Raw genomic sequence first — 24,295 nt, 5'->3', positions numbered from 1 at the left:
TTTAGGGTGATAAATCTTACCCTCAAATATAATGATCTTAAAAAATAAAAACAAATATTTTTTAGTTGGGTATCTTATGTTTCGACCAAATATTATTTGTGTTGGTAAAAGATAGTTATCTACTCCGTTAAACACTATAGCAATACTCTGGTCCGTTTGGATAACGCTAAAATTTTTAGGATTTTTGCGGTCCATAATCGGTTTTGTTTTGTTAGACCTAAGGCTAGTGCAAAAGGTTTAACGCCAGGTTGATATTATTTATAGTACAGCTGCAAAACAGTTCAGCCACATCAGTATAATGATCAAAGAAGCAGAAAAAGATCCGCAAAAGCATATCATAATAAAAGGCGCCAGGGTACACAACCTTAAAAACATGGATGTTGCCATCCCCAAAAACAAGCTGGTGGTAGTTACCGGCATGTCGGGCTCGGGCAAATCTTCTCTTGCTTTTGATACGCTGTATGCCGAAGGTCAGCGCAGGTATGTAGAAAGTTTATCATCCTACGCCCGCCAGTTCCTGGGCCGGATGAACAAGCCTGATGTAGACTATATAAAAGGCATAGCGCCCGCAATTGCTATTGAGCAAAAAGTTATTACCAGTAACCCCCGCTCTACCGTCGGTACCAGTACAGAAATTTACGATTATCTTAAGCTGCTGTTCTCGCGCATTGGCAAAACCATCTCCCCTGTTTCCGGCGGGGTGGTTAAAAAGGATACGGTTACAGATGTGGTAAACTTTGTAACCAGCCTTGCAGATGAAACGCAGGTCACCATAATATGCCCGCTGCATCCCCACAATAATCGCAGCCTTAAAGAAGAGTTAGCGGTGCTGATGCAAAAAGGCTTTATCCGTGTTGAGTATAACGGCGAGCTGAACCGCATAGAAAGTATGCTGGAGGATGAATCTATAGCCAACGTTGCACAGATAAGCGATACAGCCCTCCGGATTGTTATAGATAGGATCACCAAAAACACTGAAGAGGAAACATTAAGCCGCCTGGCAGATAGTGTGCAAACAGGCTTCTTTGAAGGTAAAGGAGATGTTTTTGTGCGCTACCGTGAACCAGAGGCAGACAACGAAATTGAAAAGTTTTTCTGCGACCGGTTTGAACTAGACGGAATCCGCTTCGAAGAGCCTACAGCCAATTTCTTTAGTTTTAATAACCCTTACGGCGCATGTAAACGCTGCGAAGGTTACGGGAAAGTAATCGGCATTGACGAAGACCTGGTTATTCCTGACAAGAGCAAAACAGTTTACGAAGGAGCCATAGCACCATGGCGCGGCGAAAAAATGCGCGAGTGGAACGACAAACTCGTAAAAAGCGCCATTAAGTTCGATTTCCCTATACACCGCCAATACAACCAGCTTACACCAGAGCAACAACAGCTGCTGTGGACGGGTAACCAATACTTCCGTGGTTTAAACGAATTTTTCAAGGAAATGGAGGAGCAAACGTATAAGATACAGTACCGGGTGCTCCTGTCCAGATATCGGGGTAAAACCACCTGCCCTGAATGTAAAGGCAGCCGGTTGCGTAAGGACGCTGCTTACGTGAAAATCGAAGGCCGCTCGATCACCGACATTGTACTGATGCCGCTTGACGAAGCATTAGAGTTCTTCGGCAGTCTGGCCCTTAGTCCTAATGACGTCAAAATAGGCAAACGCCTGCTGTTGGAAATAACAAACCGGTTGCGGTTTCTAAATGATGTGGGTCTAAGTTATTTGACGCTGAACCGCTTGTCAAATACCTTATCAGGCGGCGAGTCACAGCGTATCAATCTCGCCACTTCGCTGGGTAGCAGCCTGGTTGGGTCGGTATATGTTTTAGATGAGCCCAGTATCGGACTGCATCCAAGGGATACCCAACGATTGGTAGGTGTATTAAAATCTTTGCGCGACGTTGGCAACACCGTTTTGGTTGTTGAGCACGAAGAAGAGATAATGAAAGCAGCCGACCACATCATTGACATTGGCCCGGAAGCGGGCACTCATGGCGGCAATTTGATATTTACAGGCACTTATGATCAAATTATAGTTGATGATAATAGCCTTACCGGCAAATACCTGAGCGGCAGGGAAGAGATTGCTATTCCAAAGTTACGCCGCAAATGGAGCGATTTTATTGAACTAAAAGGTGCAAGAGAAAACAACCTGAACCATGTAAGCGCGAAATTCCCGCTGGGTGTACTTACGGTAGTTACCGGTGTATCGGGCTCCGGTAAAACCAGCCTGGTTAAACGGGTGTTAGCACCGGCACTGCAAAAAACGTTGGGCAACTACACCGGCGAGCAGTCGGGCAGTTTTGATAGTTTGGAAGGCGATTACGCTAAAATAGAACAGGTGGAATTGGTAGATCAGAACCCAATTGGTCGTTCGTCACGCTCTAACCCTGTCACTTATGTAAAAGCCTGGGACGATATCCGGAACCTTTATGCTTCTCAGCCAGCAGCCAAAGCCGGCGGTTTAAAACCTTCGGCATTCTCTTTTAACGTAGAAGGCGGCCGCTGTGACGTTTGCCAGGGCGAAGGCGAGGTAAAAATAGAGATGCAGTTTATGGCGGACATCTTCCTGACTTGCGAGGCTTGTGGCGGCAAGCGCTTTAAGCAGCACATTCTTGACATCACTTACAATGAGAAAAACGTTTCTGAAGTACTTGACCTTACAATAGACGAGGCACTCGAGTTCTTTGCCAAAGAAGCCAAGATCGTTGCTAAGATTAAGCCTCTGGTTGATGTGGGTTTGGGCTACGTGCAATTGGGGCAATCGTCAAACACGCTGTCAGGTGGTGAGGCACAGCGTATTAAGCTAGCGTCGTTCCTGGTAAAAGGCAACAACACGCATAAAACACTATTTATTTTTGATGAGCCGACAACGGGTCTCCACTTCGCCGATATCAAGAAGCTGCTTAAGTCATTTGACGCCCTGCTTGAACACGGTAATACCATTATTGTAATAGAACACAACATGGATGTGATAAAATGCGCCGACTGGGTGATAGACATCGGCCCCGAGGGTGGTAACCGAGGCGGCAATGTGGTATTTGAAGGCGTACCGGAAGACCTGATCAAACAGGAAGGAAGTTTTACCGGAGAGTTTTTGAAAGAACGGTTCGAGGTGAAGTAGATTTTCTTGCACTCCGAAATTATTTTGATTTCAGGCTCTGAAAAAATGTGGTTTTTGAAGATTTCTGCATGAATTTTCGGCCAAAATCTGCATTATTGGTGCTAAAAACGCAGCTTTTAAAAAATTGCCACCCCGGCTGGGGTAGACCCTCTAGCCGGGCTAAACAAATCTCCGGTGGCCCTGTTATATTATCATGACCACACCAGCAAACGACCACGATAAACCTTCGCCATCGGATACGCCTACCGACAGGCCGAACGATGAAGGACATAAAAGCATTGTTAAACAACGCGACAAACAATATCACGCCGACGAGCCGCAGCAGGAAGATGTTGCAGGTTATTACGAAAACCGCGAGCAACCGGTAACACCGCTAAAGACGCCGCCGAAAGAAGATCAGCCGGACGCTACAAGCGACGACGCGCGCAGACTGGAGTCTAAGTAATTAAATAGCTTTGGCTATTCCCGCGGAGTTGAACTGGAGATCGTACAGTTTGCGGTAATAGCCATTTTCTATTCGTAATAGTTCCTGGTGGGTGCCCATTTCCATTATCTCGCCATGATCAAGCACGATGATCTTGTCTGCATTTTGGATGGTAGATAACCTGTGGGCTATAACAATAGCCGTACGGCCCTGCATTAGCTTATTTATGGCATTTTGTATCAGCAGCTCAGTTTCGGTATCTACGGATGAAGTTGCTTCGTCCAGCACCAATATTGAAGGGTTATAAACCAGCGCACGGATAAATGATATCAGTTGCGCCTGCCCAGCCGATAGCGTGGCACCGCGTTCCATCACGTTGTAGTCATAACCGCCGGGAAGCCGTTCTATAAACTCATGTGCACCTACATCTTTAGCCGCCTTAATGATCTCTTCCCGGGTAATTGCAGGGTTGCTCAGGCTAATGTTGTTCCCTATAGTATCTGTAAACAGAAACACGTCCTGTATTACGGTAGCAATCTTTGATCGCAGATAGTCTACACTGTACTCGCGAATATCGTGTCCATCTACAGTTACGCTGCCCCTGCCGATGTCGTAAAAACGGTTCAGGATATTTATGGTAGATGATTTGCCGGCACCTGTGGCTCCTACCAGGGCCAGGGTTTCACCAGGTTTGATGTGGAAGCTAATGTTCTTCAGCACCCAGTTCTCTTCTATATAAGCAAACCAAACATCTTTAAACTCTATCTCGCCCTGCAAAGCAGCCGGAGCAAGTTTCCCATCGTCAACAGCCACATCGTTAGTATCCAGCACTTTAAAAATACGGTCGGCGCCTACCATGCCCATTTGCAGGGTGTTAAACTTATCGGCCAGTTGTCGTATAGGCCTGAACAGCATATTTAGCAGCACAATAAACCCTGTGATAACACCTGGTGTAACGCCGCCGGGATGTGCGGATAAAGCATGCAATTGCTGATCGTTCAGTATCCTTTTACAACCATACCAAACCAGTAGGCTCATACAAATGGCGAAGAGTATTTCCACAACCGGGAAAAAGATAGAATAATACCAATTGGAGCGGATATTAGCGTCCCGATATTTTTGGTTTACCGATTTAAACTTCCGCATTTCCTGGTCCTCCCGCGCGAAGTACTGGATAATGCTAATACCGCTGATATGCTCAGCTAGAAAAGTATTCAGTTGCGCTACCTGGGTACGCACTTCCTGAAAGGACGATTTTATGGCCTCTTTAAACACGTATGTGGAGGCAAACAGGAAGGGCATAGGTATCATGGTAATAAGCGCCAGCTTCCAGTCCTGCCAAAGCATAATGCCAATTACAGCAACTACCAGCAGCAGGTCGCCCATTATGGAGATAAGGCCTTCTGAAAAGATATCAGCGATGGTCTCCAGGTCAGACACCGTACGAGTAATGAGCATACCTATCGGCGTGCGGTCGAAATAGCGCAGGCGCAGGCTAGTGATATGATTGAATACATCCTTACGCAAATCGCGTATTACCGACTGCCCCAGTGAGTTGGTGAGATAAGTTTGATAGTATTGAGCAATGGTTTGAACCACCAATTGCGCTATCATCAGCTCTATCATAAATACCAGCCCATGGTAGTCGTTAGCCAGGATGTACTTATCCAATGTACGCTGTATCAGTATCGGCTGAATGATAGCGACTACTGCCAAAAAGATCGTGAGGAAACCCGCTAACACAAACACACCCATATACGGGCGTACATAATGCATTATGCGTTTGAGCAGGTGCCAGTCGAAAGCCTTGCCGGTAACACTAGCTCCACTTCCTGCGGGGGTGCCTTTGGTATTGTTATTATCTTTTTTCTCGCTCACTAGTCTAAAGTTATTTAAAATTCCTTGCACCCACAATTGCTCCCCCTTCAGGGGGCTGGGGGGCTATCATCAGATACGGATATTTTACTTCTGTAAGATAAAGCCCGCATGCAGGCACACTGGTACCTGCGCTGCCGCGATCCTTGCTTTCTATAACATTGCGGATGCCTTCCGGTTCTATTTCTTTCCGGCCAACGGTAAGTAACGTGCCTACAATAGCGCGCACCATGTTACGCAAAAAACGGTCGGCAGATATTTTGAAGACGATGCCCCGCGCGGTCTCCTCCCATACTGCTTTAGTTATTTTACAATTATTCGTCTTTACCTGTGTGTTCGATTTACTAAAGCAGCTAAAATCCGTATAGGTCATCATAATAGCCGCAGCTTGGTTCATCAACTGAACATCCGGTTTATCGCGCAATAGCCACGAGTAGCCATGTACAAATGGATCCTTATTAAAGTGGATGTGGTACTCGTAAGAACGCAAAGTAGCGTCGAATCGGGCATGAGCATCTGGCTGTACAGGAATAATGCGCTTTACGGCAATATCATGAGGTAATAAAGCATTAAGCCCTCTAACCCAAGCCCCCTCCACCCCCTGAAGGGGGAACTGTTGAAGCTCCTTCCCGGCTCCCCCTTCAGAGGGTTGGGAGGTAAAATGCGCAAAAAATTTCCTGGCGTGTACGCCGGTATCTGTACGGCCACAGCCGGTAGTTTCTATAGGCTGGCGCAGCAGTGTAGACAGAGCTTTGTTCAACAACTCCTGTACGGTAACCGCATTAGGTTGTATTTGCCAGCCATGGTATTTTGTACCATCATAAGCCAGTTCAATAAAATAGCGCTGTGTATCTGCCACGGCTGCAAAGGTAACATCATTTACGATTTTAAATTTACCACCTGCGCGCATATCTTTGTTTCAACTTACAGCAAAACAATTATGCTTCAACGTATACAAAGTGTTTACTTACTTTTTGCATCCCTGGTACTCTTCGGATTATTCCTGTTCCCACTGGCACATAACATTTATATAGATGGTAAAGATATTGACGTTACCATACGCGGCCTTTTTCAAAACGTAAATGGAAAGATCACACAAACTGAAAGCTTTGCGGCTTTGTCTATTGTTACGGCTGTTGTAGCATTCCTTCCGATATTTATAATTTTTCTTTACAAAAACCGCAAGCTCCAGGCTACGCTTTGCTACAGCTGCATTTTGGTGCTTATAGGTTACAGCTTTTGGATGGCGCAAACGGTTAAAAAAGCTGTAGGTGCAATTACGCTTGGGTACTCCAACATGGGTATTGGCTTGTTTTTAACATCTCTCAGTATATTGCTTCTAATCTTTGCAGCAAAGTCTATAAATAAAGATGAAAAGCTGGTAAAGTCGGCAGACAGGTTGAGATAGGCTAAGCTAAAGACGAAGCTTTTTTTCGTATAGAAACTTAAAGGTTTGTTACATCCGCTTAAATGACTAGGCTAAATCTTTAACTTTTCAGGGGATTGCCTTGTGTCAAAAACATCAAGAATAATAATTGCATTTTCATCTTCACGAAAGTATAGGACGTTGTGCTTTGTCAACACACACTTTTGTACCCTCTTTTCTTTATTTATAAACGGGTATAAAGCTGGGGTATCAGAGATAAACTGATATATTCGTTCAAATTTAACAACAAAGTTCTTAGCCGTCTTCTCACTCCAATTAGCTAGTAAGTACTTAACTACAGTTTCAAAGTTCTCCTCAGCCAAGGAGGTCATGAACACTGTTTTAGCCATTTAGGTCATACTTCTTACGTATTTCCTTTAAGACATTGTCAGCAGGTCTCATCAAACCAGCGTCGGCCTGTTCAAGACTTTCAATAATACGGCTTTGCATAGCTTCAGGCATGGTGATCCATTCTTCAGATGGCACCACGGCATTGAAATAATTAAGCACCATCCCGTAAATTTGCTGAAGTTGCTCGCCATCAGCATGCTCAATCTTATCGAGCAGATCAGCTTTAATCGCAGTTTCTTCCATACTCAAATATACCTTATATAAACAAAAAGCCTTTCATAAATGAAAGGCTTTTTGTCACACATTTAATATTAGGCTTACGCTTCTACCATGCTTTCACCGGTAACGGTTTCCTTTATTTTGGTCTCCAGTTCTTCAGCCAGTTCCGGGTTATCCATTATTAACTGCTTAACCGCATCACGACCCTGACCAAGACGGGTTTCTCCGTAGCTAAACCACGACCCTGCTTTTTTAATGATGTTGTATTCAACACCCAGGTCTATAATCTCGCCTGCTTTAGATATACCTTCGCCAAACATAATGTCAAACTCGGCTATACGGAAAGGCGGCGCGACTTTGTTCTTTACAATCTTCACCTTAACCCGGTTACCAGATACCTCGTCTGTATCTTTGATCTGCGATATACGGCGAACATCTAAACGTACCGAAGCGTAGAACTTCAAAGCGTTACCACCGGTTGTTGTTTCGGGGTTACCAAACATCACACCTATTTTATCGCGCAACTGGTTGATGAAAATACAGCAGCATCCTGTTTTGCTAATGGTACCTGTAAGCTTACGCAACGCCTGTGACATTAAACGAGCATGCAAGCCCATTTTAGAATCACCCATTTCGCCTTCAATCTCCGCCTTTGGCACCAGTGCCGCAACCGAGTCAATTACCAGGATATCAATAGCGCCCGAACGGATCAGGTTATCTGCAATTTCCAACGCCTGCTCGCCGTTATCTGGCTGAGAGATCAGTAGGTTCTCCACATCTACACCTAACTTCTTGGCGTAAAACCTGTCAAAAGCGTGCTCCGCATCTATAAATGCTGCTATGCCACCTTTTCTTTGCGATTCTGCAATTGCATGTATAGCCAGCGTTGTTTTACCTGACGACTCAGGCCCGTATATTTCTATCACCCTTCCTTTAGGCAAACCGTTCACTCCTAAAGCAATGTCCAAACCAAGCGAACCGGTTGATATTACTTCGGTAGCTTCAATGGCAGTATCACCCATTTTCATGATGGTGCCTTTACCGTATGATTTTTCCAGCTTATCTAAAGTAAGCTGCAGTGCCTTCATTTTATCTGTATTGCTCATTTTATTAATTTCGTGAAACAAATATAATAATTATTTTATAAATTACTAATTTTTTTAGCAATTATTTTTGGTTAGCTGCTGATGTAAACTTACCTAACAACAATAAGCTTATCAAGTATTCTTATCAACACTCCTGCTAAGCAATTCCTTACTAATAGCATTAAGTACCTTCCTCTTTTTAAGTTCTTTAGCTTTGCGCTGTTTAGCAGCTTCGGCCCGCAACAGGGCACTCTCTGTGTTATTTTGCTGATAGTATTTGCAAAAAAACGTTAGCGGACAAATCTCGCACTTAGGCGTGCGGGCCACACAAACGTAGCGCCCGTGCAATATCAGCCAGTGATGCGCCACCCCAAGGGTTTCTTTGGGCAGGTATTCCATCAATTGCTTTTCTACTGCCAGCGGTGTATTGGCCTTAGTGAGGCCTATACGGTTGGCCACCCTAAACACGTGCGTGTCCACTGCAATGGCCGGAGCATCAAATACTACTGAAGTTATTACGTTTGCCGTTTTCCTACCTACACCCGGCAGCATCTGCAACTTGTCGTGTCCGGCAGGCACTTCGCCACCGAAACGCTCTACCAGCATCTTACCCAAACCAGCCAGGTGCTTGGCCTTGTTGTTTGGATAACTCACGCTACGGATGTAGGTGAAGATCTCATCAGCGTTTGACGCAGCAAGAGCGGCGGCATCCGGAAAACGCTGGAACAAGGCAGGCGTGATCTGGTTGATGCGTTTGTCTGTACATTGGGCAGACAGCACCACCGCCACCAGCAACTGGTACGGATTGTTATAATGCAGCTCGGTAACGGCATCAGGCTGGTGTTCCTTAAAGTATTCTACAAAATGGCGATAGCGTTCGGCTTTTAACATGATTATCTAAACGTTACCAGGCATATTAAAGCCTGTAAATAACGGCTACAAAAGTCTTTAATTATAAGGTGGCGGGCAAGGGTAAAGTAAATGATTTTACAAGCCAGCCGTAAACGAAAGCTCTACCCGGTAAATGGCAAATTCATTTGATGGCTCAGCAGGTTACAAAACTAGAAAGGTTCATGAACCATGCCGATGGCTCGCGCCTGCGGTATGATCCATGAACCAGTTCGCTTTGGTTCGCGTTGCTTAATTAACTAACGCAGGCTCCTCGAGTGATCCAGGATGGCATGAATGGTCTGCAGTTTGGGCTTCTTCTTAAGAAGGTCAAGTTCTGCACGGATGGAGTGATAAAATATCACGTCGTCCGCCTCCAGGTTGTCCTGTATCTCTGCCTCTTTCATAGGAGCTTTGTTAGTGAACGCATTAATTGTTGTTGTAAAGGTTTCACCCATAAGCTGTGTTTGTTTGAATTATAAAAATAACGATGTTTAATTTAGATTATTTCATCAACATGAAAATTAAATGAAATTTTCTTCACCTATTTAACTGCCTGATAATGTTAACATTTGCAGCATAGTCATTGCGTAATTACGACACATCAGAGTGGCATAATTTAACCCGGGCAAATGCGTTACTTTTACACTAACGAAAACAGTTGCCTTTTAATATAACTACAAATTAATAGATTTGAACTTTGTTAAAAACGTTACCATCTAACTCAAATGGCCAAGCTTAACCTGGACAGGCAAGAAAGCGATTTTTTGAACAAGACGATTGCTCATTGGGAAGAGCAGCGGCTGATAGATGCTGTAAAAGCAGAAGAATTGCGTGCCTCGTATGAGGTAAAGGGCTTCGACTGGATGCGTCTTGCCAAGTACTCCATGTGGGTAGCGCTGTTTTGCGGCGCAATAGCCATTGGGTCGCTTATTGTAGATAAAGCACTTATAGAATGGATAAGCAAACTCTACGATACGCCTGATATTGTTATTGCTATCATCTCGGGCGCGGCAGCTGCGGGGCTTTTCTTCCTGGGCCGCAAACGCGAGAAACGTTATCCCGAACAGATATTCAGTAATGAAGCGGTTATTTTCCTCGGCGTTTTCTTTACTGCATGCTGCATAGCATACATGGGTAAAACTTTCGATAATGGCTCGGGCCATTATTCATTGTTGTTCCTGTTTTCCGTTATCGTGTATGGCTTCCTGGCCTGGCGTATGAACTCGAGGCTAATATGGCTGTTTGCACTGGTTTCTTTGGGCAGTTGGTTCGGCACCGAAACTGGCTATCAAACCAACTGGGCGCTTTACTTTTTAGGCATGAACTACCCTTTGCGTTTTGTGTTATTTGGGTTGTTACTGGTGGGTGCCTGCTATTTATTAAAGAACAAAAAAGGGTTTGCCCGTTTTTGGGAGCTCACTTATGTGGTAGGTATGCTTTACCTGTTTATGTCGTTATGGCTGCTGAGTATATTTGGCAATTACGGCAGTTTGGATGCATGGTGGCAAATACGGCAGATCAGCCTGTTTTATTGGGGAATAATTGCTGCTTCTGTTGCCGGCGGTTTCCTGCTATATGGATTGAAAACCAAAGACGTTATCGCCCGCGAATTCGGCGTAACGTTCCTGATCATATCGCTTTACACCAAGTACTTCGAATACCTTTGGGACCATACCGATAAAACGGTGTTCTTTGGTATACTAGGGCTGTCGTTCTGGCTGATAGGCAGGAAGGCGGAAAAGATATGGAACATCAGCACAAAGCAACCGTCCCCGGCAGTTGAGGGCTAGTCTTAATTGAACTTACTGTCACCTACTGTTTCGGTCCAGAGTGTTTCGGCTTGAACTTGAAATTTCTTACCTTAAAATCAACCAACTGTAAAGCAGCGCTTTAACGCACATTGGCGTACTTTAGCTACTGTTTCGGGTTGTTTCGGTTTATTTTGTGGATGGTTGATAATTAAGCAGTTAGATAAAATAACTGTTTCGGGTGTTTCGCTTTAGCCAACCGAAACACTTAAGTAGTTTCCCTTACATTGTATTAGATAGCTGAGTTCCGGTTTCCCCTTTAGGGGGCTAGGGGGTCAATGTGCTTTAAAATACACCAGGTATATCTGCTTAAAAATGTGGTATGCAGCTAACGCGAAGAATAGAATTGCAATGCCGGTATCTATTATACGTGTGCTCAATTCGAATCTCCGTTGTAAAAACTTAGCAAACCTGGCATATAAGAACAGTGCCAGAAATGCTCCAGCTGCGGAACCTACACTGAATATAGCTAGCGCGAGCCGACTCTCTTCTATCCACTCGTGAGTGATCAGGTAAGTCCCGGTTATCATCCAAAACGGAATCTGCATAGGATTAAGAAAGCCCAGCAGGATGCCGTATTTTATACTGGCGTGCTCGGAATAGGTAGTTTTAGGTGGCTTGTTGCGGTTTAGCCATGTAATGGTACCCAACGTGGTAAATAGCACTACCATAACCCAGTCGATAAGGGTATCCAGCCTCACCTGTTCTGACAGCCATTTCGCACCCTGCATGATCAGGTAGGTAAAAAAGAACTCTACGCAGGAAAAGGCTATAATAAACTGCAGCGCTTGTTTAATGCCACGGTTAATAGTGATTTGTACTAAAGTAAGGTTGATATTGCCCGGCGGAATGTAGCCGATAAAGTTGGCGATGATGCCGATGAAAAAGGTTAGGAATATCATCGCTAGCAAAGATAAGTTTACTTATGTAATAATTACATTTAAATACCGCAATGGGCAGTTGCAGCGTAACATCGAATTAATCTTTAGTAGGCAGTGTGAACCAAAATTCAGTCCCTTCTCCAAACGTACTTTCAACGCCTATTTCACCATTGTGTTTTTTAATGATCTCCGCGCAGATATACAACCCGAGGCCAAGCCCGGAAAACTGGTAGCTGCTGTGATCACTACGGTAATAACGGTCGAAAATGTGCGGCAGGTGCTCCGGCGGGATACCCGGACCAGTATCCTTAACAGATATCCTTACAGCGTCTTGAAGGCGCTCGGCAGCAATAACTATGTTTGGGGAATCAGGAGCATATTTAACTGCATTATTCACCAGGTTAACTAAAACCTGATCTATCTGCTGCTCATCTGCATAAACTTCAATATCAAGATCTCCCTTGTAAATAATCTCATGCTTATCGTCTGAGCGTATATGAGAAAAGCTGTCGTCTACCAGTTGAGACACTAGAAATTTTGTTTTACGCAACTGGAGATGCCCCTGAGATATCCTGTTACTATTTAGCAGATCGTTTAGCAAGGTAGCCAGCTTTTCAAGGCTCTTGTTAGCCTGGGCGATCATCTTATCAAACATTGCAGGATTAGGCTTTTCCTTTAACCGCTCTATTATTTGCATGGCGGCTTTTAAACTAGTTACCGGAGTTTTAAGCTCATGGCTTGCTACGTTTATAAACTCATCTTTTTGCTGGAGCACTCTTCTGCGGTTGGTTACGTCCATAAATGTACCCACACCGCCTGTAAGTTCATTCGTTTCCGGGTCAACAATAGGAGCGGCATTTATCGAAATATAAAAACGCTCGCCCTTGTCAGGTTGTACAGCAATTTCGTAATCAAAAACAGGTTTTTGCGTCTGCATCATGATTGACATCGGGTGCTCGCTGTCGGGAAGCTCTGTACCATCTATACGCAGGTTTTTCCAGCTTGCATCATAGTATGTGCGTTGTTTGATCTCGTGCTGGGTTAAGCCTAGTATCTTTTGCGCCATGGCATTAGCATATACCAACCTGCCCGAAAGATCAATAATACCTACACCTTCGGCCATGGTGTCTAAAATGTGCTGGAAGTGTTTTTCGCTTGCTATCAGTTGATTGTTGCTTTGCTGCAACTGCTCATTTGTGACATCCTGCTTATCGGCCTCGTCAAGGTTTTTCAGGCGCAACTCTATTTGCTCCATTACAATCCGGGCAATACCTTGTAAGATGGATCGCTCATGAGCGCTGAATGTCCTTGGCTTTGTATCAACTATACAAAGGGTACCAATCCGGTAACCATCATAGGTTATTAAGGGAGCACCCGCATAAAAACGCAACCCAAAATCGCCGCAAACCAACGGATTTTGTGCTACAACAGCATCTTCAATAGCATTTTCAACAACGGTTACTTCGTCTGTTAATACCGTTAATGAGCAGAAGCTTTCGCCACGTGGCGCAATGGTTGAAGTTAAGCCCACTTGCGCCTGAAACGATACTTCTTCGTCATCAACAAAGGTTATCATAGCGATAGACACACTGAATATATCTGCCAGAAGCCGAGCCGTACTTGTGAACGACTGCTCTGCCTCTGTATTAAATATCCGATACCGCCGAAGCGCAATCAAACGTTGCTTCTCATTTTCTGCTATTATGTTCTTTTGAAACGTGTTATTCATGTACTATGTTTATAACAAATGGCTCTCAAAGCTATTCATTAATCAGCATTTACAGGTATTTGATTGACATATTGTTTAAGGGCACCCGATGGGGGAGCAGAATATGATTATGCCTTTTAGCAAACATTTCAGCGGTCATTTTTCGCATATTTGCAGCGTTCTTTAAATACACTGCATATTATGTCTGCTAAGAAAATCGTTTCGCTTTTACCTGCCGCTACTGAGATCATCTGTGCCCTTGGCCTCGAACAAGACCTTGTTGGCCGCTCTCACGAGTGCGACTACCCTGAAAGCATAACGTCCTTACCTGTTTGTACCGAAGCCCATATCCCCGAAGGTTTAAGCAGCGCGGCTATAGACAGCAAAGTAAAAGAAATACTTGCCGATGCATTGTCGGTATATGAGGTAAAACGGGAGGTTATAAAAGAACTTGCCCCTGATGTGGTGATCACCCAGGCGCAGTGCGAAGCTTGTGCAGTATCATTACCCGAGGTGGAACAGGCGCTTGCGGGTTATCTCGACAAACCTACTGAGATAATCTCCCTGCAGCCAAACAGCTTGAACGGCGTGTTTAGTGATATTGAAAATATCGCACAATCTCTGGATGCAACTGCTGCTGCAACGCAGCTGATTGAAGATCTCCAGGAGCGTGTGGACATCATACGCCACAAGCTAAAATTTATTGAAAATAAGCCGACAGTCGCCTGTATAGAGTGGCTGGAACCAATGATGATATCCGGTAATTGGATACCTGAACTGGTAAGTATTGCGGGCGGCACACCTGTACTGGCGCAAGCAGGCAAACATTCGCCGTATGTAGAATGGACCGATATACAACTACAAGACCCGGAGGTAATCGTATTAATGCCTTGCGGGTTCTCCATCCAGCGCACCATGCAGGAAATAGATCTGCTGCTGCAAAAGCCGGGTTTTGCTGATCTGAAAGCCATAAAAAACAACCGCCTGTACATTGCCGACGGCAATCAATACTTTAACCGCCCCGGGCCGCGCATTGTAGATTCGTTGGAGATACTTGCCGAAATCATTTACCCAAAACAGTTCATATTTGGGTATGAAGGCAGCGGATGGATCAAGTTTGCACTTTAATAACTATTTTAAAAAGTTAAGCTGACATCCTAAATAGATATTTAATTATATTTACGCACCAAGCACCTAAATATAATTAAATGAACCGCCTTGCAATACTGATCGTTGCCTTACTAGTGAATGTAAAAGCTTTCACCAAAGCCGCCGAACCAACAATCAATCCACGTGACCTAACCATAACCTGGGAAGTTGTAGATAACAATTATCAGAATAAGCAGCAGGCACTTACCGCTATTACCATTACCAACCATAGTAAGGCCACCTTCCCGTCTAACGGCTGGAAGCTATATTTTAATTCCTCACGTAACTTTATTGCAGATGCTACCAGCGGCAACGCCCGTGTAGAACAACTTAACGGCGACCTTTACAGCTTTACTCCTAATACAAAATTCACAGAGATAAAGCCGGGCGAAAGTGGCAGGATAGAGTTCATTTGCGAATCTATTGTTGTTAATTTTACAGACGCCATAGAAAACCCTTACCTGGTGTGGGATGCAGAACCTGCTAAAGGTTACGCCCTGGGAGATTTCGTAGTGAAATCTTTTAATCCCACCTACCCCGGACTGATCACCCCTGATGTACTGTTCAACCAGAATAAGACCATTGAGGATATTCCCTACAACAAGCTGGTAAAGGTATTCCCTACACCTGTAAGCTATCAGGAAACAGGCGGCAACTTTACTTTAACCCCGGCTGTAGACGTAACTTACGAACCAGAATACAATGGAGAGGCTAACAGCCTGTTTGCCGATCTCACCAAGCTTTTTGGCAAACCGGTTACCGGAAAAGGCACAGCCAGCAAAGGGATATTGATTGCTAAAGACGCATCGTTAGGTGCGGAAGCTTACAAGCTTAGCGTTACACCCAATAAAGTGACCATAACCGCATCTACACCGGTTGGGATATTTTACGGGATACAATCTTTTAAGACACTAATACCGCCATCTGCATGGACTAAACCCGCATCATCAATACAGGTACCCTGCGTTGAAGTGACCGATCAACCACGTTTTGGGCATCGCGCGGTTATGCTTGATGTTGCCCGTAACTTTCAGAACAAGGCAGAAGTGATGAAGCTGATAGACGGCATGGCGCTTTATAAGCTAAATACATTGCACCTGCACCTTACTGACGATGAAGGATGGCGTATTGAGATACCATCTCTGCCAGAGCTTAACGCAATAGGAAGCAAACGGGGGCATACTCTAGACAGTAAAACCCACTTGCCCCCGTCACATGGCTCAGGGCCAGATTTTAGTAACACTGCAGGAACAGGCTTTTACACCAAAGCAGATTACATTGAAATATTAAAGTATGCTACAGACAGGCACATTAACGTCATTCCCGAGATAGAAGCACCCGGCCATGCAAGGGCCGCTATAAAGGCTATGGACGCACGTTACGAGCGGATGCTTGCGGCTGGCGATAAAGCAGGCGCTGAAAAATATCTGCTGCGCGACCTTAACGATAAAAGCCAGTATCGCTCGGTACAGTACTGGAATGATAACGTGATTGACGTTTCGATACCATCCACTTATGCCTTTATGGAAACGGTGACCAACGACCTGGTTGCCTTATACAAACAAGCCGGTGCGCCTTTAGAAACCATTCACTTTGGCGGCGACGAAGTGCCGGCAGGCGTTTGGGAAAAATCGCCTTCGTGGCTCACGCTTAAAGCATCGCACCCGGAATTAAAAGAAGCACGTGATGTATGGTACTACTTTTACGGACGCTTAAACGATATGCTGAAAAAACGCGGCCTGGCGCTTTCAGGCTGGGAGGAAGTAGGCTTGCTGAAAACATCTGTAGACGGGCAAAGCACTTATGTACCTAATCCTGCCTTCGCCAACGAAGGTATGCGTATGGATGTGTGGAACAACGTACTGGGTGACGGACAGGAGGATCTTGCCTACAAACTTGCGAATGGCGGCTACAAGGTGGTGCTTACCTGTGTAACCAACCTTTATTTTGACATGGCCAACTATAAGTCGTTTGATGAACCAGGTTATTACTGGGGAGCTTACTTAGGGATAGACAAATTCTTCTCTTTTATACCTTTCGATTACTTCAAGAATGCAGATGTAGACAAGAGTGGCCAGCCTATTAACCGGGCTATTTTTACAGGGAAGCAGCGACTTACCGATTATGGAAAGAGTAACATACTGGGCCTACAAGGTGCGCTTTGGGCCGAAACGGTAAAATCAGGCGAGCGGATGGAATACATGATCTTCCCAAAACTGCTTGCATTGGCCGAACGCGCCTGGGCTAAAGATCCGGAATGGGCCAACGAAAAAAACCCTGTAAAAAGCAAAGAGCTTTACCAGGACGACTGGAACCATTTTATGAACGTGCTTGGCAAACGCGAGCTACCGAGGTTAAACTATTACAGCGGCGGTTTTGATTTCCGGTTACCAAAACCCGGCGTCATCAACCAGGGCGGCCAGTATGTAGCCAATATTCAATACCCAGGCCTTACTATCCGGTACACTACCAACGGTAAAGAGCCGGACGCGAAAAGCAAGATCTATACCGGGCCGGTAGATGCTAGCGGAGTGGTGAAGTTCCGCGCGTTTGACAACAAAGGTCGCGGAGGCAACGTAGCCGAAGCCGGGTTCGAGTCGACTAAACCAGCGCTATAACTTTAATAATGACCTGTTAAACAGGCCATTATTAAACTACAATTCTATTTTCTTTTGGCCGTTGTTAATGCCGGTAATAAATTTACCCAGGCCGCGCATGTAGGTTTTCTGGTCATCGTACATAGCCATGTGGCTGCCGTTCTCACAATACAAGTAGCTACCATTCTCTACTTGTTTAGCTATCCATTCCATGTGCTTTGGGTCCATGGTATCATACTGTGCTCCTATACTCAAGGTTGGTACAGTAAGCTTTGCAATCTCCTTTGTGCGGTCCCAGTTGGTTAACTTTCCCGAAATTCCAAACTCACTTGGCCCCTGCATGGTAACATATAACGATTCGTTTAGCTTGCCCATTGCCCTGCTTATCGGTTCGGGCCATTGCGCTTGCGGCATTCTAACAATATGTTTCTCGTAAAAGTTAGGTATCAGCAATTGCATATACTCCGGGTTTGCAAAATCCTTTTTAGCTTCTATCTCCCTGATTCGTGCCAGTACTTTCGGGTCAAACTGTTTTGCCAGCACCTCATTGGCATACTTGCCGTAAGCAGGGCAACTTATCATCATGTTTGAAATGATAAGGCCTTTAAGGTGCTGCTGGTATTTTAGCGCATACTCTGTAGCTAGTATGCCTCCCCATGAGTGTCCCAACAAGTAAAAGTTGTCCTTATCTAAATGCAATGCTTGCCGCACCTGCTCCACCTCTTCCACATAGCGGGGTAGGTCCCACATGGCAGTGTCTTTAGGATTATCGGAGTTGCCGCAACCCAACTGATCGTAATAGATCAACTCTATCCCCTTAGCCGGGAGAAAGCTCTCCATGCATTCAAAGTACTCGTGTGTAGCACCTGGTCCGCCGTTAAGCAGCAGCAGCTTCATGGTTGGGCTGTTGCCGAACGTTTTGGTCCAAACCTTAAACTTTCCTTTGGGAGTATTAATGGTTACCATTTTTACACCGCCGGTTTTTGGTACTGCTGTAGTATCTTTAAAGTATTCGGCAAGTTCGGGTGCTTCGTACTGCTTTGCTGCTGGGCTTGTACAAGAGCAGATAGTAACAAGCACACAAGCAGCACCCAGGATAAACAGGTTTTTTAATTTCATGATAATTGGTTGTATATCAAAGCTACAAAAAAGTAAACGATAGGTTCATAGATAATGCCCGCCGATTTAGAGCTCCACTCCTACTCCGGCGTAGTAATTTCTTGGTGGTGCAGGGTTGTAGTAACGGTTACCTACAGCATTAAGGTCATTACCTAAGCTATACTTTTCATTCAGCAGGTTGTCTGCACCAAAGTAAACCTCTAACCTGCTCCTACCAACTCTATGCGCCCAGGAAGCATTTGCCTGCAACAGGTTATACTTGTTTGCATAAACCGTGTTAGCATCATTAAGCGGGATCTTAGAGGTATAGTTATGCTGAACAAATAGTGACAAGCTTTGAGGAAGTAAAACCTGTATTGATGATACGATAACCTCGCGAGGTACGCCCGTAAGCCTGTTGCCTGAGTAATTGTTGCCGGCTACGTTATAATCCTTAAAATTAAAACGGCTTACGCTCACTGCTGTATTAAACTGCAGCCCGCGAATGAAGCCTACATTGTTCCTGCGGATAAGCCAATCGGTGAACGACAGCTCCATCCCTGGCTGTTTGGTACCGCCCGCATTGGTGTAATACTCTGTTTCGTCGGGATTTAGCTGGCGAACAATAGCGTTACTTATGCGATAGTAAAAAACAGAGGCATCCAGCAGCATACTTTCGTCCTTATTGCGCAACCGGAAACCTGTTTCGTAATTCCAGCCATATTGAGCCTGTAAGCCGGTATTTACAATATTATTGGTTGGCCGTACCTCCGCAGTGGTAGGTGTAGAATATCCCCGGCTAACAGAAGCCCTCCATATAAAATCGTTAGTGATCTGGTATGAAAGTGCCAGCCTCGGCATTACTTGTGCCGAGAAATCACGGTCATTAAAGTCGTTCTCTTTTAAAGGAAAACTGTTGCGGAATTTGTAGCGATAATAGTTTAAACTTACAGCAGCTTCGGCATGGAGGCGTTTGTAAATGTCTGCCGCATACCGGGCGAAAAAGAAATGCTGATTGGTGTTGATCTTATCTACTCGTTGCGTATCCGCCTTTACGCCTTTATTGGTATTGAAGTTACTAATGAGCGAATTGGTTTGCTGCCATTCCATCCCGACGTTTAGTTTGCCGCTAAAATTCTCGCTTGTTTTGCCTGCAAATCCAAAGTAGGTGCGCAAACCGTAGGTGTTTTCGTTTCGCTCTTCGTAATTGGTAATAAACGGGTTGGCAAAATCCACATGGTTACCAAAAACGGTGAGTACATTTCGTACACCGTCGGCTAATTGCGCGTCGTTCACTAACCCACCCAAAAGCATTTTAGTGTTGATGCGTATTCTTTGGTCGATAGCACTCGGAAGTGTGGCAGTGGCAAGCCTTGCCGCACGCGGATTAGCCTGCAACTGCGCAAAGTTTAGCCCTCCCGGCGTTTGGTAATCAAGGTCGGAGTATAAAGCGGTAGCACGCAGCTCGCTCTTTGGAGCATATTGGTAAGCATCCCCTGCTTGAAGGTAGGTGCGGTACATGCGGCTATTCTGCCGGTAACCGTCATAATGTTGATAGGATTGATTAAAATTGAAACGGTTATTACCAGAGCTTTTTTGCAATGATACCTTTTGGTGGAACAAGCCATAAGAGCCTCCGTTTATACCTGCCGAAAGGTAGCTGCTATCCAGCCGGTTCACCGGGCTGAGCAGTGCCACGCCGCCGCTATTTGCACCAAATAAACTACCATCAGGACCTTTGAGTATCTCGATGTGCCTGACGTTGCTGACGTCTATCGCGTTCAGGTAAGTATTGCCGCCGGCATCAGTTAGTGGTATTTCATCGAAATAAACTTTGACATCTCTCACTCCAAACGGCGACCGTAGTAAACTTCCGCGGATGCTTAGCCGGTAACTGCCCGGTGAACGCTCTTCGGCCCGTATTCCTGGTATGGTATTCAGCGCGGTAACAAACGAGTTATCCGGCTGTAGCTTTAATTGCTGAGCACCCAACACACTTACCGATGCAGGTACACTAAGCACCGGCTGCTCGCTTAAATAACCCTTTACAGTTACAGTTTGCAGTTGCTTTACAGAATCTGTTTTGACAGGTGCGGGTTTTTGCTGCGCAACAGCAATTATGGAAGAGAACGATATTACCGAAGTAAAAAGTAGATGTTTGTTCATAGTATAGTCAACAAAAATAGCCCTTTATTAGCTAAAGGGCTATTTCACGCAAAATTTCACAAGTATTATTTAGCCGCAACCCGCCAGATGCGGTTGCTTGCATCGTCTGCAACCAGTAACGATCCGTCCTTCGCAACAGTAACACCAACAGGACGACCGTATACCTCATTCTTTTCAGCATTGGCCACAAAGCCTGTGAGGAAATCCTCCATTTTTTCACACGCTGCATTATTGCTGAACGGCAGAAATCCTACTTTATAACCAGATAATTTAGAACGGTTCCATGAACCGTGCTGACCAATAAAAGCACCATTAGCATAGTGCGACGGGAACTTTTTACCACTATAAAAGGCGAGACCCAAAGATGCTGTATGCGGTCCTAAGGAGAAGTCGGGCGTGAGGGTTTTACTCACCATGTCAGGGCGTTTCACTTTCAATCTTGGGTCCTCGTGTTTGCCGAAGTATGCCCACGGCCAGCCGTAAAAGCCACCCTCCTTTACTGCGGTAAGATAATCGGGTACTAGTTCGTCGCCCAGTTCGTCGCGCTCATTAACCACCGTATAAAGCCTGTTAGTGCCCGGCTGCAGCGACATGCCCACGGGGTTTCTCAGCCCGCTGGCATAAATACGTTCACCGGTGCCATCAGGGTTAATTTCCAGAATATTGGCGCGCCGTTTTTCGTTCTCCATACCCTGATCTGCCACGTTAGTACCCGAACCTACCGAAACGAATATCTTAGTATTGTCAGCATTAGCCAGCAGGTTACGTGTCCAGTGGTTGTTATACCCACCCGTAGGTAATGACAAGATCATTTTACCGGGTACCGTTATCTTTGTTTGCCCTTGCTGATATGGGTATTTCCATATACCGTCTGTATTGGCCACATAAAAGCTGTTGCCTAAAATCAGCATACCGTAAGGCTGGTTTAAATGTTCTAAAAACACGGTCTTAGTTTCCGGCACACCATCTCCATCCTTGTCCCGCAGCAGCGTTATGCGGTTAGCACTTTGCCCGAGATTCTGCGATTTAGCAACCCCTTTTATTGCAGCGCCTACCTTTTTTATGCCTGTAGCTTCGGTATTTGCTTCTGAAACCAATATGTCGCCGTTAGGTGCTATGTAAATGTTTCTGGGGTTCCTGAGGCTGTCGGCAAATAGGCTTACGGTAAATCCGGATGGCGCTTCCGGCGTTTTACCCGCAGGCCAGCCAATTACCTTACAGTAATTTTTTACAGATTTACTTTGATAAGGGGCTGGTAAATCAACAGCCTGCTTTTCAGGCGTGCTTACACCATCGGCTTTGCTGTGGTTTACTTTTTTATCATTTTGTCCGCAACTAAAAATAATCAGCGCAGCGGCAATAACCGGAAAGACTTTGTATTTCATAAATTTTGGTAGTAGTTGTCTAAAAGACAGAATTAAGCAAGTATTGTGCCCTATGCAATTTTGGAGCTAAACATCTGCTTAAAAAAGTTAAATTTGAAAACCGCTGCTTTACAGCAGTATACCAATGCATCCTAGTTTATCTGCCAAACTCATCCTCATCCTGTTACTTTTACCCTGGCTGCAAAGCCGGGGGCAAACCTGTACAGGCAGCCTGGGAGACCCTGTTATTAACGAAACATTTGGCGCAGGCACTACTTTTGGCACCTATGGCCCGGCATTACCGCGTAACGTAACCACTTACAATTTTGTGTCTAACACCTGCCCTGCCGATGGTAGCTATACCATTGCCAGCGGCACAGCCAATTGTTTTGGTGCCACCTGGGAGATAGTTCCGCATGACCATACCGGCGACCGTAATGGTTATATGATGATTATCAATGCCTCGTATGATCCTGGCTTGTTCTATACTCAAACCGTTAAAGGTGATCAACTTTGCCCTAATACCACGTATGAATTTGCAGCCTGGATAATGAACGTAATGCGCGACAGCCCGCAAACGCAAGGAACCATTCAGCCCAACATAACTTTTATTATCGAAACCGTGGATGGCCGGCAATTAGCACCACCATACAACACCGGCAACATACCACAACTATACAGCAATCCTAATTTTGCCGATGGAAAATTTAGGCAATACGGTACATTTTTTACCACTCCGTCAGACGGGGCAGACATTGTTGTTAAAATGATCAACAATGCTCCCGGCGGAAACGGAAACGATCTTATACTGGATGACATAACCTTCCGGCCATGCGGTCCAATTATAGAAACCGGCTTTGGAAGTGTTGACGCATCAGCAGACCTCAACTTTTGTGAGGGCAGCGTAGGTACGCAAACTTTTAATCTAAAATCCAAACAGACCGGGTACAACGACCCCTACTATCAATGGCAGGTAAATAAGAACGACGGTAAAGGTTGGATAGATATTACCGGCGCTACTGCTAATAATGCTGATGTTACACTCTCTAATCCTGCAGCAGGCAAGTACCAGTACCGGGTGGGCATATTGGATGGGCCTTCTAAATCGCTCGCTTGCCGCATTTACTCAAAACCGCTTAATATTTATGTAAACTTGTTGCCGATAGTTGGTATAGCGCCGGAAACAAAAGTTTGTGAGGGTACCGCACTGCGGCTTACAGCTACGGGCGGCACCACTTATAGCTGGACAGGCCCAAATGGCTTTACTTCCACTGAGCAGTCTCCGGTGGTAAGCTACACTCCGGATAACAGCATGAATGGCACGTATAACGTGATTGTTAGTACAGATAAGGGCTGTACCCGCGGCGGGAGTACTCACGTAAGTGTATTGCCTAAAGTTAATCCAAGCATTAGCAGCAGCACCATTATTTGTTACGGAGCCACTACACAGTTGCTTGCCGGCGGCGGCATAAACTATAAATGGTCACCATCAACAGGCTTAAACCGGGACGACATACCAAACCCAATTGCCTCCCCTACAGAAACTACTACATATCACGTTAAAATTGATAATGGCGCCTGTACCGATGAAACTCAGGAGGTAACGGTACGCGTGCTTAAGCTTCCGCATGCTGATGCAGGTAAAGACGTTGCCATACAGGAAGGTGAGTCTGTTACGCTTACCGGTACTATAACGGGCGATAGCATACGATACTATTGGACACCAGCAGGCAACATAGATAATGCGCTTTCCGCCACGCCTGTGGTAAATCCTTCTGATAACACAATTTACACATTGCATGTAGAGTCGCTTGCCAACTGCGGCGAATATACAGATGATGTATTTGTAAGGGTTTATAAAAAGATCACTATTCCTAACACCTTTTCACCCAATGGAGATGGTATAAACGATGTATGGAACATTAATCAATTATATACCTATCCTGAAGCTGTGGTAAAAATATTTAACCGCAGCGGAACGCTGCTGTATCAAAGTAATGGCTACGCAAAACCCTGGACAGGCAGCTACAACGGAAAGCAACTGCCCGCCGGGGTTTATTATTACGTAATTGATCTTAGGAATAACACACCATTGTGGTCCGGGTGGGTAATGATGGTGAGGTAAAATG

Annotated in this window: 19 protein-coding genes; 7 read left to right on the top strand and 12 right to left on the bottom strand. The window is 45.2% G+C overall.

What is annotated here, in order from left to right; translation table 11 throughout:
- Positions 1–298: 298 nt before the first annotated feature.
- Together uvrA and DYU05_RS14680 are read left to right on the top strand one after the other, a co-directional pair.
- Positions 299–3,124, top strand: a complete 2,826-nt coding sequence (gene uvrA / locus DYU05_RS14685; protein ID WP_205771888.1) for an excinuclease ABC subunit UvrA — start codon at positions 299–301, stop codon at positions 3,122–3,124.
- A 193-nt stretch (positions 3,125–3,317) separates the two neighbouring features.
- Entirely contained in the window at positions 3,318–3,569 is a 252-nt protein-coding gene (locus tag DYU05_RS14680) for a hypothetical protein (protein ID WP_117383853.1), read from the top strand.
- On the opposite strand, the gene DYU05_RS14675 is transcribed toward DYU05_RS14680, so the two are convergent.
- Both DYU05_RS14675 and truA read right to left on the bottom strand, forming a co-directional pair.
- On the bottom strand, positions 3,570–5,324 hold the full coding sequence (locus tag DYU05_RS14675; RefSeq protein ID WP_117384017.1) for an ABC transporter ATP-binding protein: 1,755 nt from the start codon (positions 5,322–5,324) through the stop codon (positions 3,570–3,572).
- A gap of 112 nt (positions 5,325–5,436) precedes the next feature.
- Positions 5,437–6,333: a tRNA pseudouridine(38-40) synthase TruA gene (truA, locus tag DYU05_RS14670; protein ID WP_117383852.1), complete on the bottom strand. Its 897-nt coding sequence runs from the start codon at positions 6,331–6,333 to the stop codon at positions 5,437–5,439.
- 30 nt (positions 6,334–6,363) lie between these two features.
- On the opposite strand from truA, the gene DYU05_RS14665 reads away from it, so the two are divergent.
- On the top strand, positions 6,364–6,831 hold the full coding sequence (locus DYU05_RS14665; protein WP_117383851.1) for a DUF4293 domain-containing protein: 468 nt from the start codon (positions 6,364–6,366) through the stop codon (positions 6,829–6,831).
- A 71-nt stretch (positions 6,832–6,902) separates the two neighbouring features.
- On the opposite strand, the gene DYU05_RS14660 is transcribed toward DYU05_RS14665, so the two are convergent.
- From DYU05_RS14660 to DYU05_RS14640, 5 genes are all read right to left on the bottom strand, one after another.
- Positions 6,903–7,199: a type II toxin-antitoxin system RelE/ParE family toxin gene (locus DYU05_RS14660; RefSeq protein ID WP_117383850.1), complete on the bottom strand. Its 297-nt coding sequence runs from the start codon at positions 7,197–7,199 to the stop codon at positions 6,903–6,905.
- Complete coding sequence (locus DYU05_RS14655; RefSeq protein ID WP_117383849.1) at positions 7,192–7,443, bottom strand: hypothetical protein; 252 nt, start codon at positions 7,441–7,443, stop codon at positions 7,192–7,194. Before DYU05_RS14655 ends, DYU05_RS14660 begins: the two co-directional genes overlap by 8 nt.
- Positions 7,444–7,517: 74 nt before the next feature.
- Positions 7,518–8,525 carry a recombinase RecA gene (gene recA / locus DYU05_RS14650; RefSeq protein WP_117383848.1) on the bottom strand — a complete coding sequence of 336 codons (1,008 nt, stop codon included), beginning with the start codon at positions 8,523–8,525 and terminating at the stop codon, positions 7,518–7,520.
- Between the two features lie 111 nt (positions 8,526–8,636).
- Positions 8,637–9,395, bottom strand: coding sequence for an endonuclease III (gene nth, locus DYU05_RS14645; protein WP_117383847.1), 759 nt, complete (start codon positions 9,393–9,395; stop codon positions 8,637–8,639).
- Positions 9,396–9,652: 257 nt separating this feature from the next.
- Positions 9,653–9,850 carry a hypothetical protein gene (locus DYU05_RS14640; RefSeq protein WP_117383846.1) on the bottom strand — a complete coding sequence of 66 codons (198 nt, stop codon included), beginning with the start codon at positions 9,848–9,850 and terminating at the stop codon, positions 9,653–9,655.
- Positions 9,851–10,120: 270 nt separating this feature from the next.
- Between DYU05_RS14640 and DYU05_RS14635 the strand changes: the two genes are divergently transcribed.
- On the top strand, positions 10,121–11,185 hold the full coding sequence (locus DYU05_RS14635; RefSeq protein WP_117383845.1) for a DUF2157 domain-containing protein: 1,065 nt from the start codon (positions 10,121–10,123) through the stop codon (positions 11,183–11,185).
- Between the two features lie 293 nt (positions 11,186–11,478).
- Here the strand turns inward: DYU05_RS14635 and DYU05_RS14630 are convergent, their stop codons facing one another.
- Together DYU05_RS14630 and DYU05_RS14625 are read right to left on the bottom strand one after the other, a co-directional pair.
- Positions 11,479–12,105 carry a LysE family translocator gene (locus DYU05_RS14630; RefSeq protein WP_117383844.1) on the bottom strand — a complete coding sequence of 209 codons (627 nt, stop codon included), beginning with the start codon at positions 12,103–12,105 and terminating at the stop codon, positions 11,479–11,481.
- Positions 12,106–12,181: 76 nt separating this feature from the next.
- Positions 12,182–13,813: an ATP-binding protein gene (locus DYU05_RS14625; protein ID WP_117383843.1), complete on the bottom strand. Its 1,632-nt coding sequence runs from the start codon at positions 13,811–13,813 to the stop codon at positions 12,182–12,184.
- A gap of 180 nt (positions 13,814–13,993) precedes the next feature.
- On the opposite strand from DYU05_RS14625, the gene DYU05_RS14620 reads away from it, so the two are divergent.
- Both DYU05_RS14620 and DYU05_RS14615 read left to right on the top strand, forming a co-directional pair.
- A complete protein-coding gene (locus DYU05_RS14620) occupies positions 13,994–14,920 on the top strand; it encodes a cobalamin-binding protein (protein ID WP_117383842.1) in 927 nt (308 codons plus the stop codon).
- Positions 14,921–15,000: 80 nt separating this feature from the next.
- Positions 15,001–17,559 (top strand): family 20 glycosylhydrolase, encoded by a 2,559-nt coding sequence (locus DYU05_RS14615; RefSeq protein ID WP_117383841.1) that lies wholly within the window; start codon positions 15,001–15,003, stop codon positions 17,557–17,559.
- Positions 17,560–17,595: 36 nt separating this feature from the next.
- On the opposite strand, the gene DYU05_RS14610 is transcribed toward DYU05_RS14615, so the two are convergent.
- The 3 genes from DYU05_RS14610 to DYU05_RS14600 form a co-directional block, all read right to left on the bottom strand.
- Positions 17,596–18,657: a proline iminopeptidase-family hydrolase gene (locus DYU05_RS14610; protein ID WP_117383840.1), complete on the bottom strand. Its 1,062-nt coding sequence runs from the start codon at positions 18,655–18,657 to the stop codon at positions 17,596–17,598.
- 66 nt (positions 18,658–18,723) lie between these two features.
- Positions 18,724–20,802, bottom strand: a complete 2,079-nt coding sequence (locus DYU05_RS14605) for a TonB-dependent receptor (RefSeq protein WP_117383839.1) — start codon at positions 20,800–20,802, stop codon at positions 18,724–18,726.
- A gap of 65 nt (positions 20,803–20,867) precedes the next feature.
- Positions 20,868–22,187 (bottom strand): PQQ-dependent sugar dehydrogenase, encoded by a 1,320-nt coding sequence (locus tag DYU05_RS14600; protein ID WP_117383838.1) that lies wholly within the window; start codon positions 22,185–22,187, stop codon positions 20,868–20,870.
- Positions 22,188–22,311: 124 nt separating this feature from the next.
- Between DYU05_RS14600 and DYU05_RS14595 the strand changes: the two genes are divergently transcribed.
- On the top strand, positions 22,312–24,291 hold the full coding sequence (locus DYU05_RS14595; protein WP_117383837.1) for a gliding motility-associated C-terminal domain-containing protein: 1,980 nt from the start codon (positions 22,312–22,314) through the stop codon (positions 24,289–24,291).
- Positions 24,292–24,295: the final 4 nt, after the last annotated feature.

It is taken from the genome of Mucilaginibacter terrenus, from assembly GCF_003432065.1.
GTDB classification, from domain to species: Bacteria; Bacteroidota; Bacteroidia; order Sphingobacteriales; family Sphingobacteriaceae; genus Mucilaginibacter; species Mucilaginibacter terrenus.
Note: the sequence above shows the minus strand (reverse complement) of the source record. Positions and strands in the feature narration are given on the sequence as shown.

What these genes read in the sequence shown, in the direction of transcription:
- uvrA (WP_205771888.1), top strand. Translation starts at nt 299, where the DNA reads ATGATCAAAGAAGCAGAAAAAGATCCGCAAAAGCATATCATAATAAAA.
- DYU05_RS14680 (WP_117383853.1), top strand. Translation starts at nt 3,318, where the DNA reads ATGACCACACCAGCAAACGACCACGATAAACCTTCGCCATCGGATACG.
- DYU05_RS14675 (WP_117384017.1), bottom strand. Translation starts at nt 5,324, where the DNA reads ATGCATTATGTACGCCCGTATATGGGTGTGTTTGTGTTAGCGGGTTTC.
- truA (WP_117383852.1), bottom strand. Translation starts at nt 6,333, where the DNA reads ATGCGCGCAGGTGGTAAATTTAAAATCGTAAATGATGTTACCTTTGCA.
- DYU05_RS14665 (WP_117383851.1), top strand. Translation starts at nt 6,364, where the DNA reads ATGCTTCAACGTATACAAAGTGTTTACTTACTTTTTGCATCCCTGGTA.
- DYU05_RS14660 (WP_117383850.1), bottom strand. Translation starts at nt 7,199, where the DNA reads ATGGCTAAAACAGTGTTCATGACCTCCTTGGCTGAGGAGAACTTTGAA.
- DYU05_RS14655 (WP_117383849.1), bottom strand. Translation starts at nt 7,443, where the DNA reads ATGGAAGAAACTGCGATTAAAGCTGATCTGCTCGATAAGATTGAGCAT.
- recA (WP_117383848.1), bottom strand. Translation starts at nt 8,525, where the DNA reads ATGAGCAATACAGATAAAATGAAGGCACTGCAGCTTACTTTAGATAAG.
- nth (WP_117383847.1), bottom strand. Translation starts at nt 9,395, where the DNA reads ATGTTAAAAGCCGAACGCTATCGCCATTTTGTAGAATACTTTAAGGAA.
- DYU05_RS14640 (WP_117383846.1), bottom strand. Translation starts at nt 9,850, where the DNA reads ATGGGTGAAACCTTTACAACAACAATTAATGCGTTCACTAACAAAGCT.
- DYU05_RS14635 (WP_117383845.1), top strand. Translation starts at nt 10,121, where the DNA reads ATGGCCAAGCTTAACCTGGACAGGCAAGAAAGCGATTTTTTGAACAAG.
- DYU05_RS14630 (WP_117383844.1), bottom strand. Translation starts at nt 12,105, where the DNA reads ATGATATTCCTAACCTTTTTCATCGGCATCATCGCCAACTTTATCGGC.
- DYU05_RS14625 (WP_117383843.1), bottom strand. Translation starts at nt 13,813, where the DNA reads ATGAATAACACGTTTCAAAAGAACATAATAGCAGAAAATGAGAAGCAA.
- DYU05_RS14620 (WP_117383842.1), top strand. Translation starts at nt 13,994, where the DNA reads ATGTCTGCTAAGAAAATCGTTTCGCTTTTACCTGCCGCTACTGAGATC.
- DYU05_RS14615 (WP_117383841.1), top strand. Translation starts at nt 15,001, where the DNA reads ATGAACCGCCTTGCAATACTGATCGTTGCCTTACTAGTGAATGTAAAA.
- DYU05_RS14610 (WP_117383840.1), bottom strand. Translation starts at nt 18,657, where the DNA reads ATGAAATTAAAAAACCTGTTTATCCTGGGTGCTGCTTGTGTGCTTGTT.
- DYU05_RS14605 (WP_117383839.1), bottom strand. Translation starts at nt 20,802, where the DNA reads ATGAACAAACATCTACTTTTTACTTCGGTAATATCGTTCTCTTCCATA.
- DYU05_RS14600 (WP_117383838.1), bottom strand. Translation starts at nt 22,187, where the DNA reads ATGAAATACAAAGTCTTTCCGGTTATTGCCGCTGCGCTGATTATTTTT.
- DYU05_RS14595 (WP_117383837.1), top strand. Translation starts at nt 22,312, where the DNA reads ATGCATCCTAGTTTATCTGCCAAACTCATCCTCATCCTGTTACTTTTA.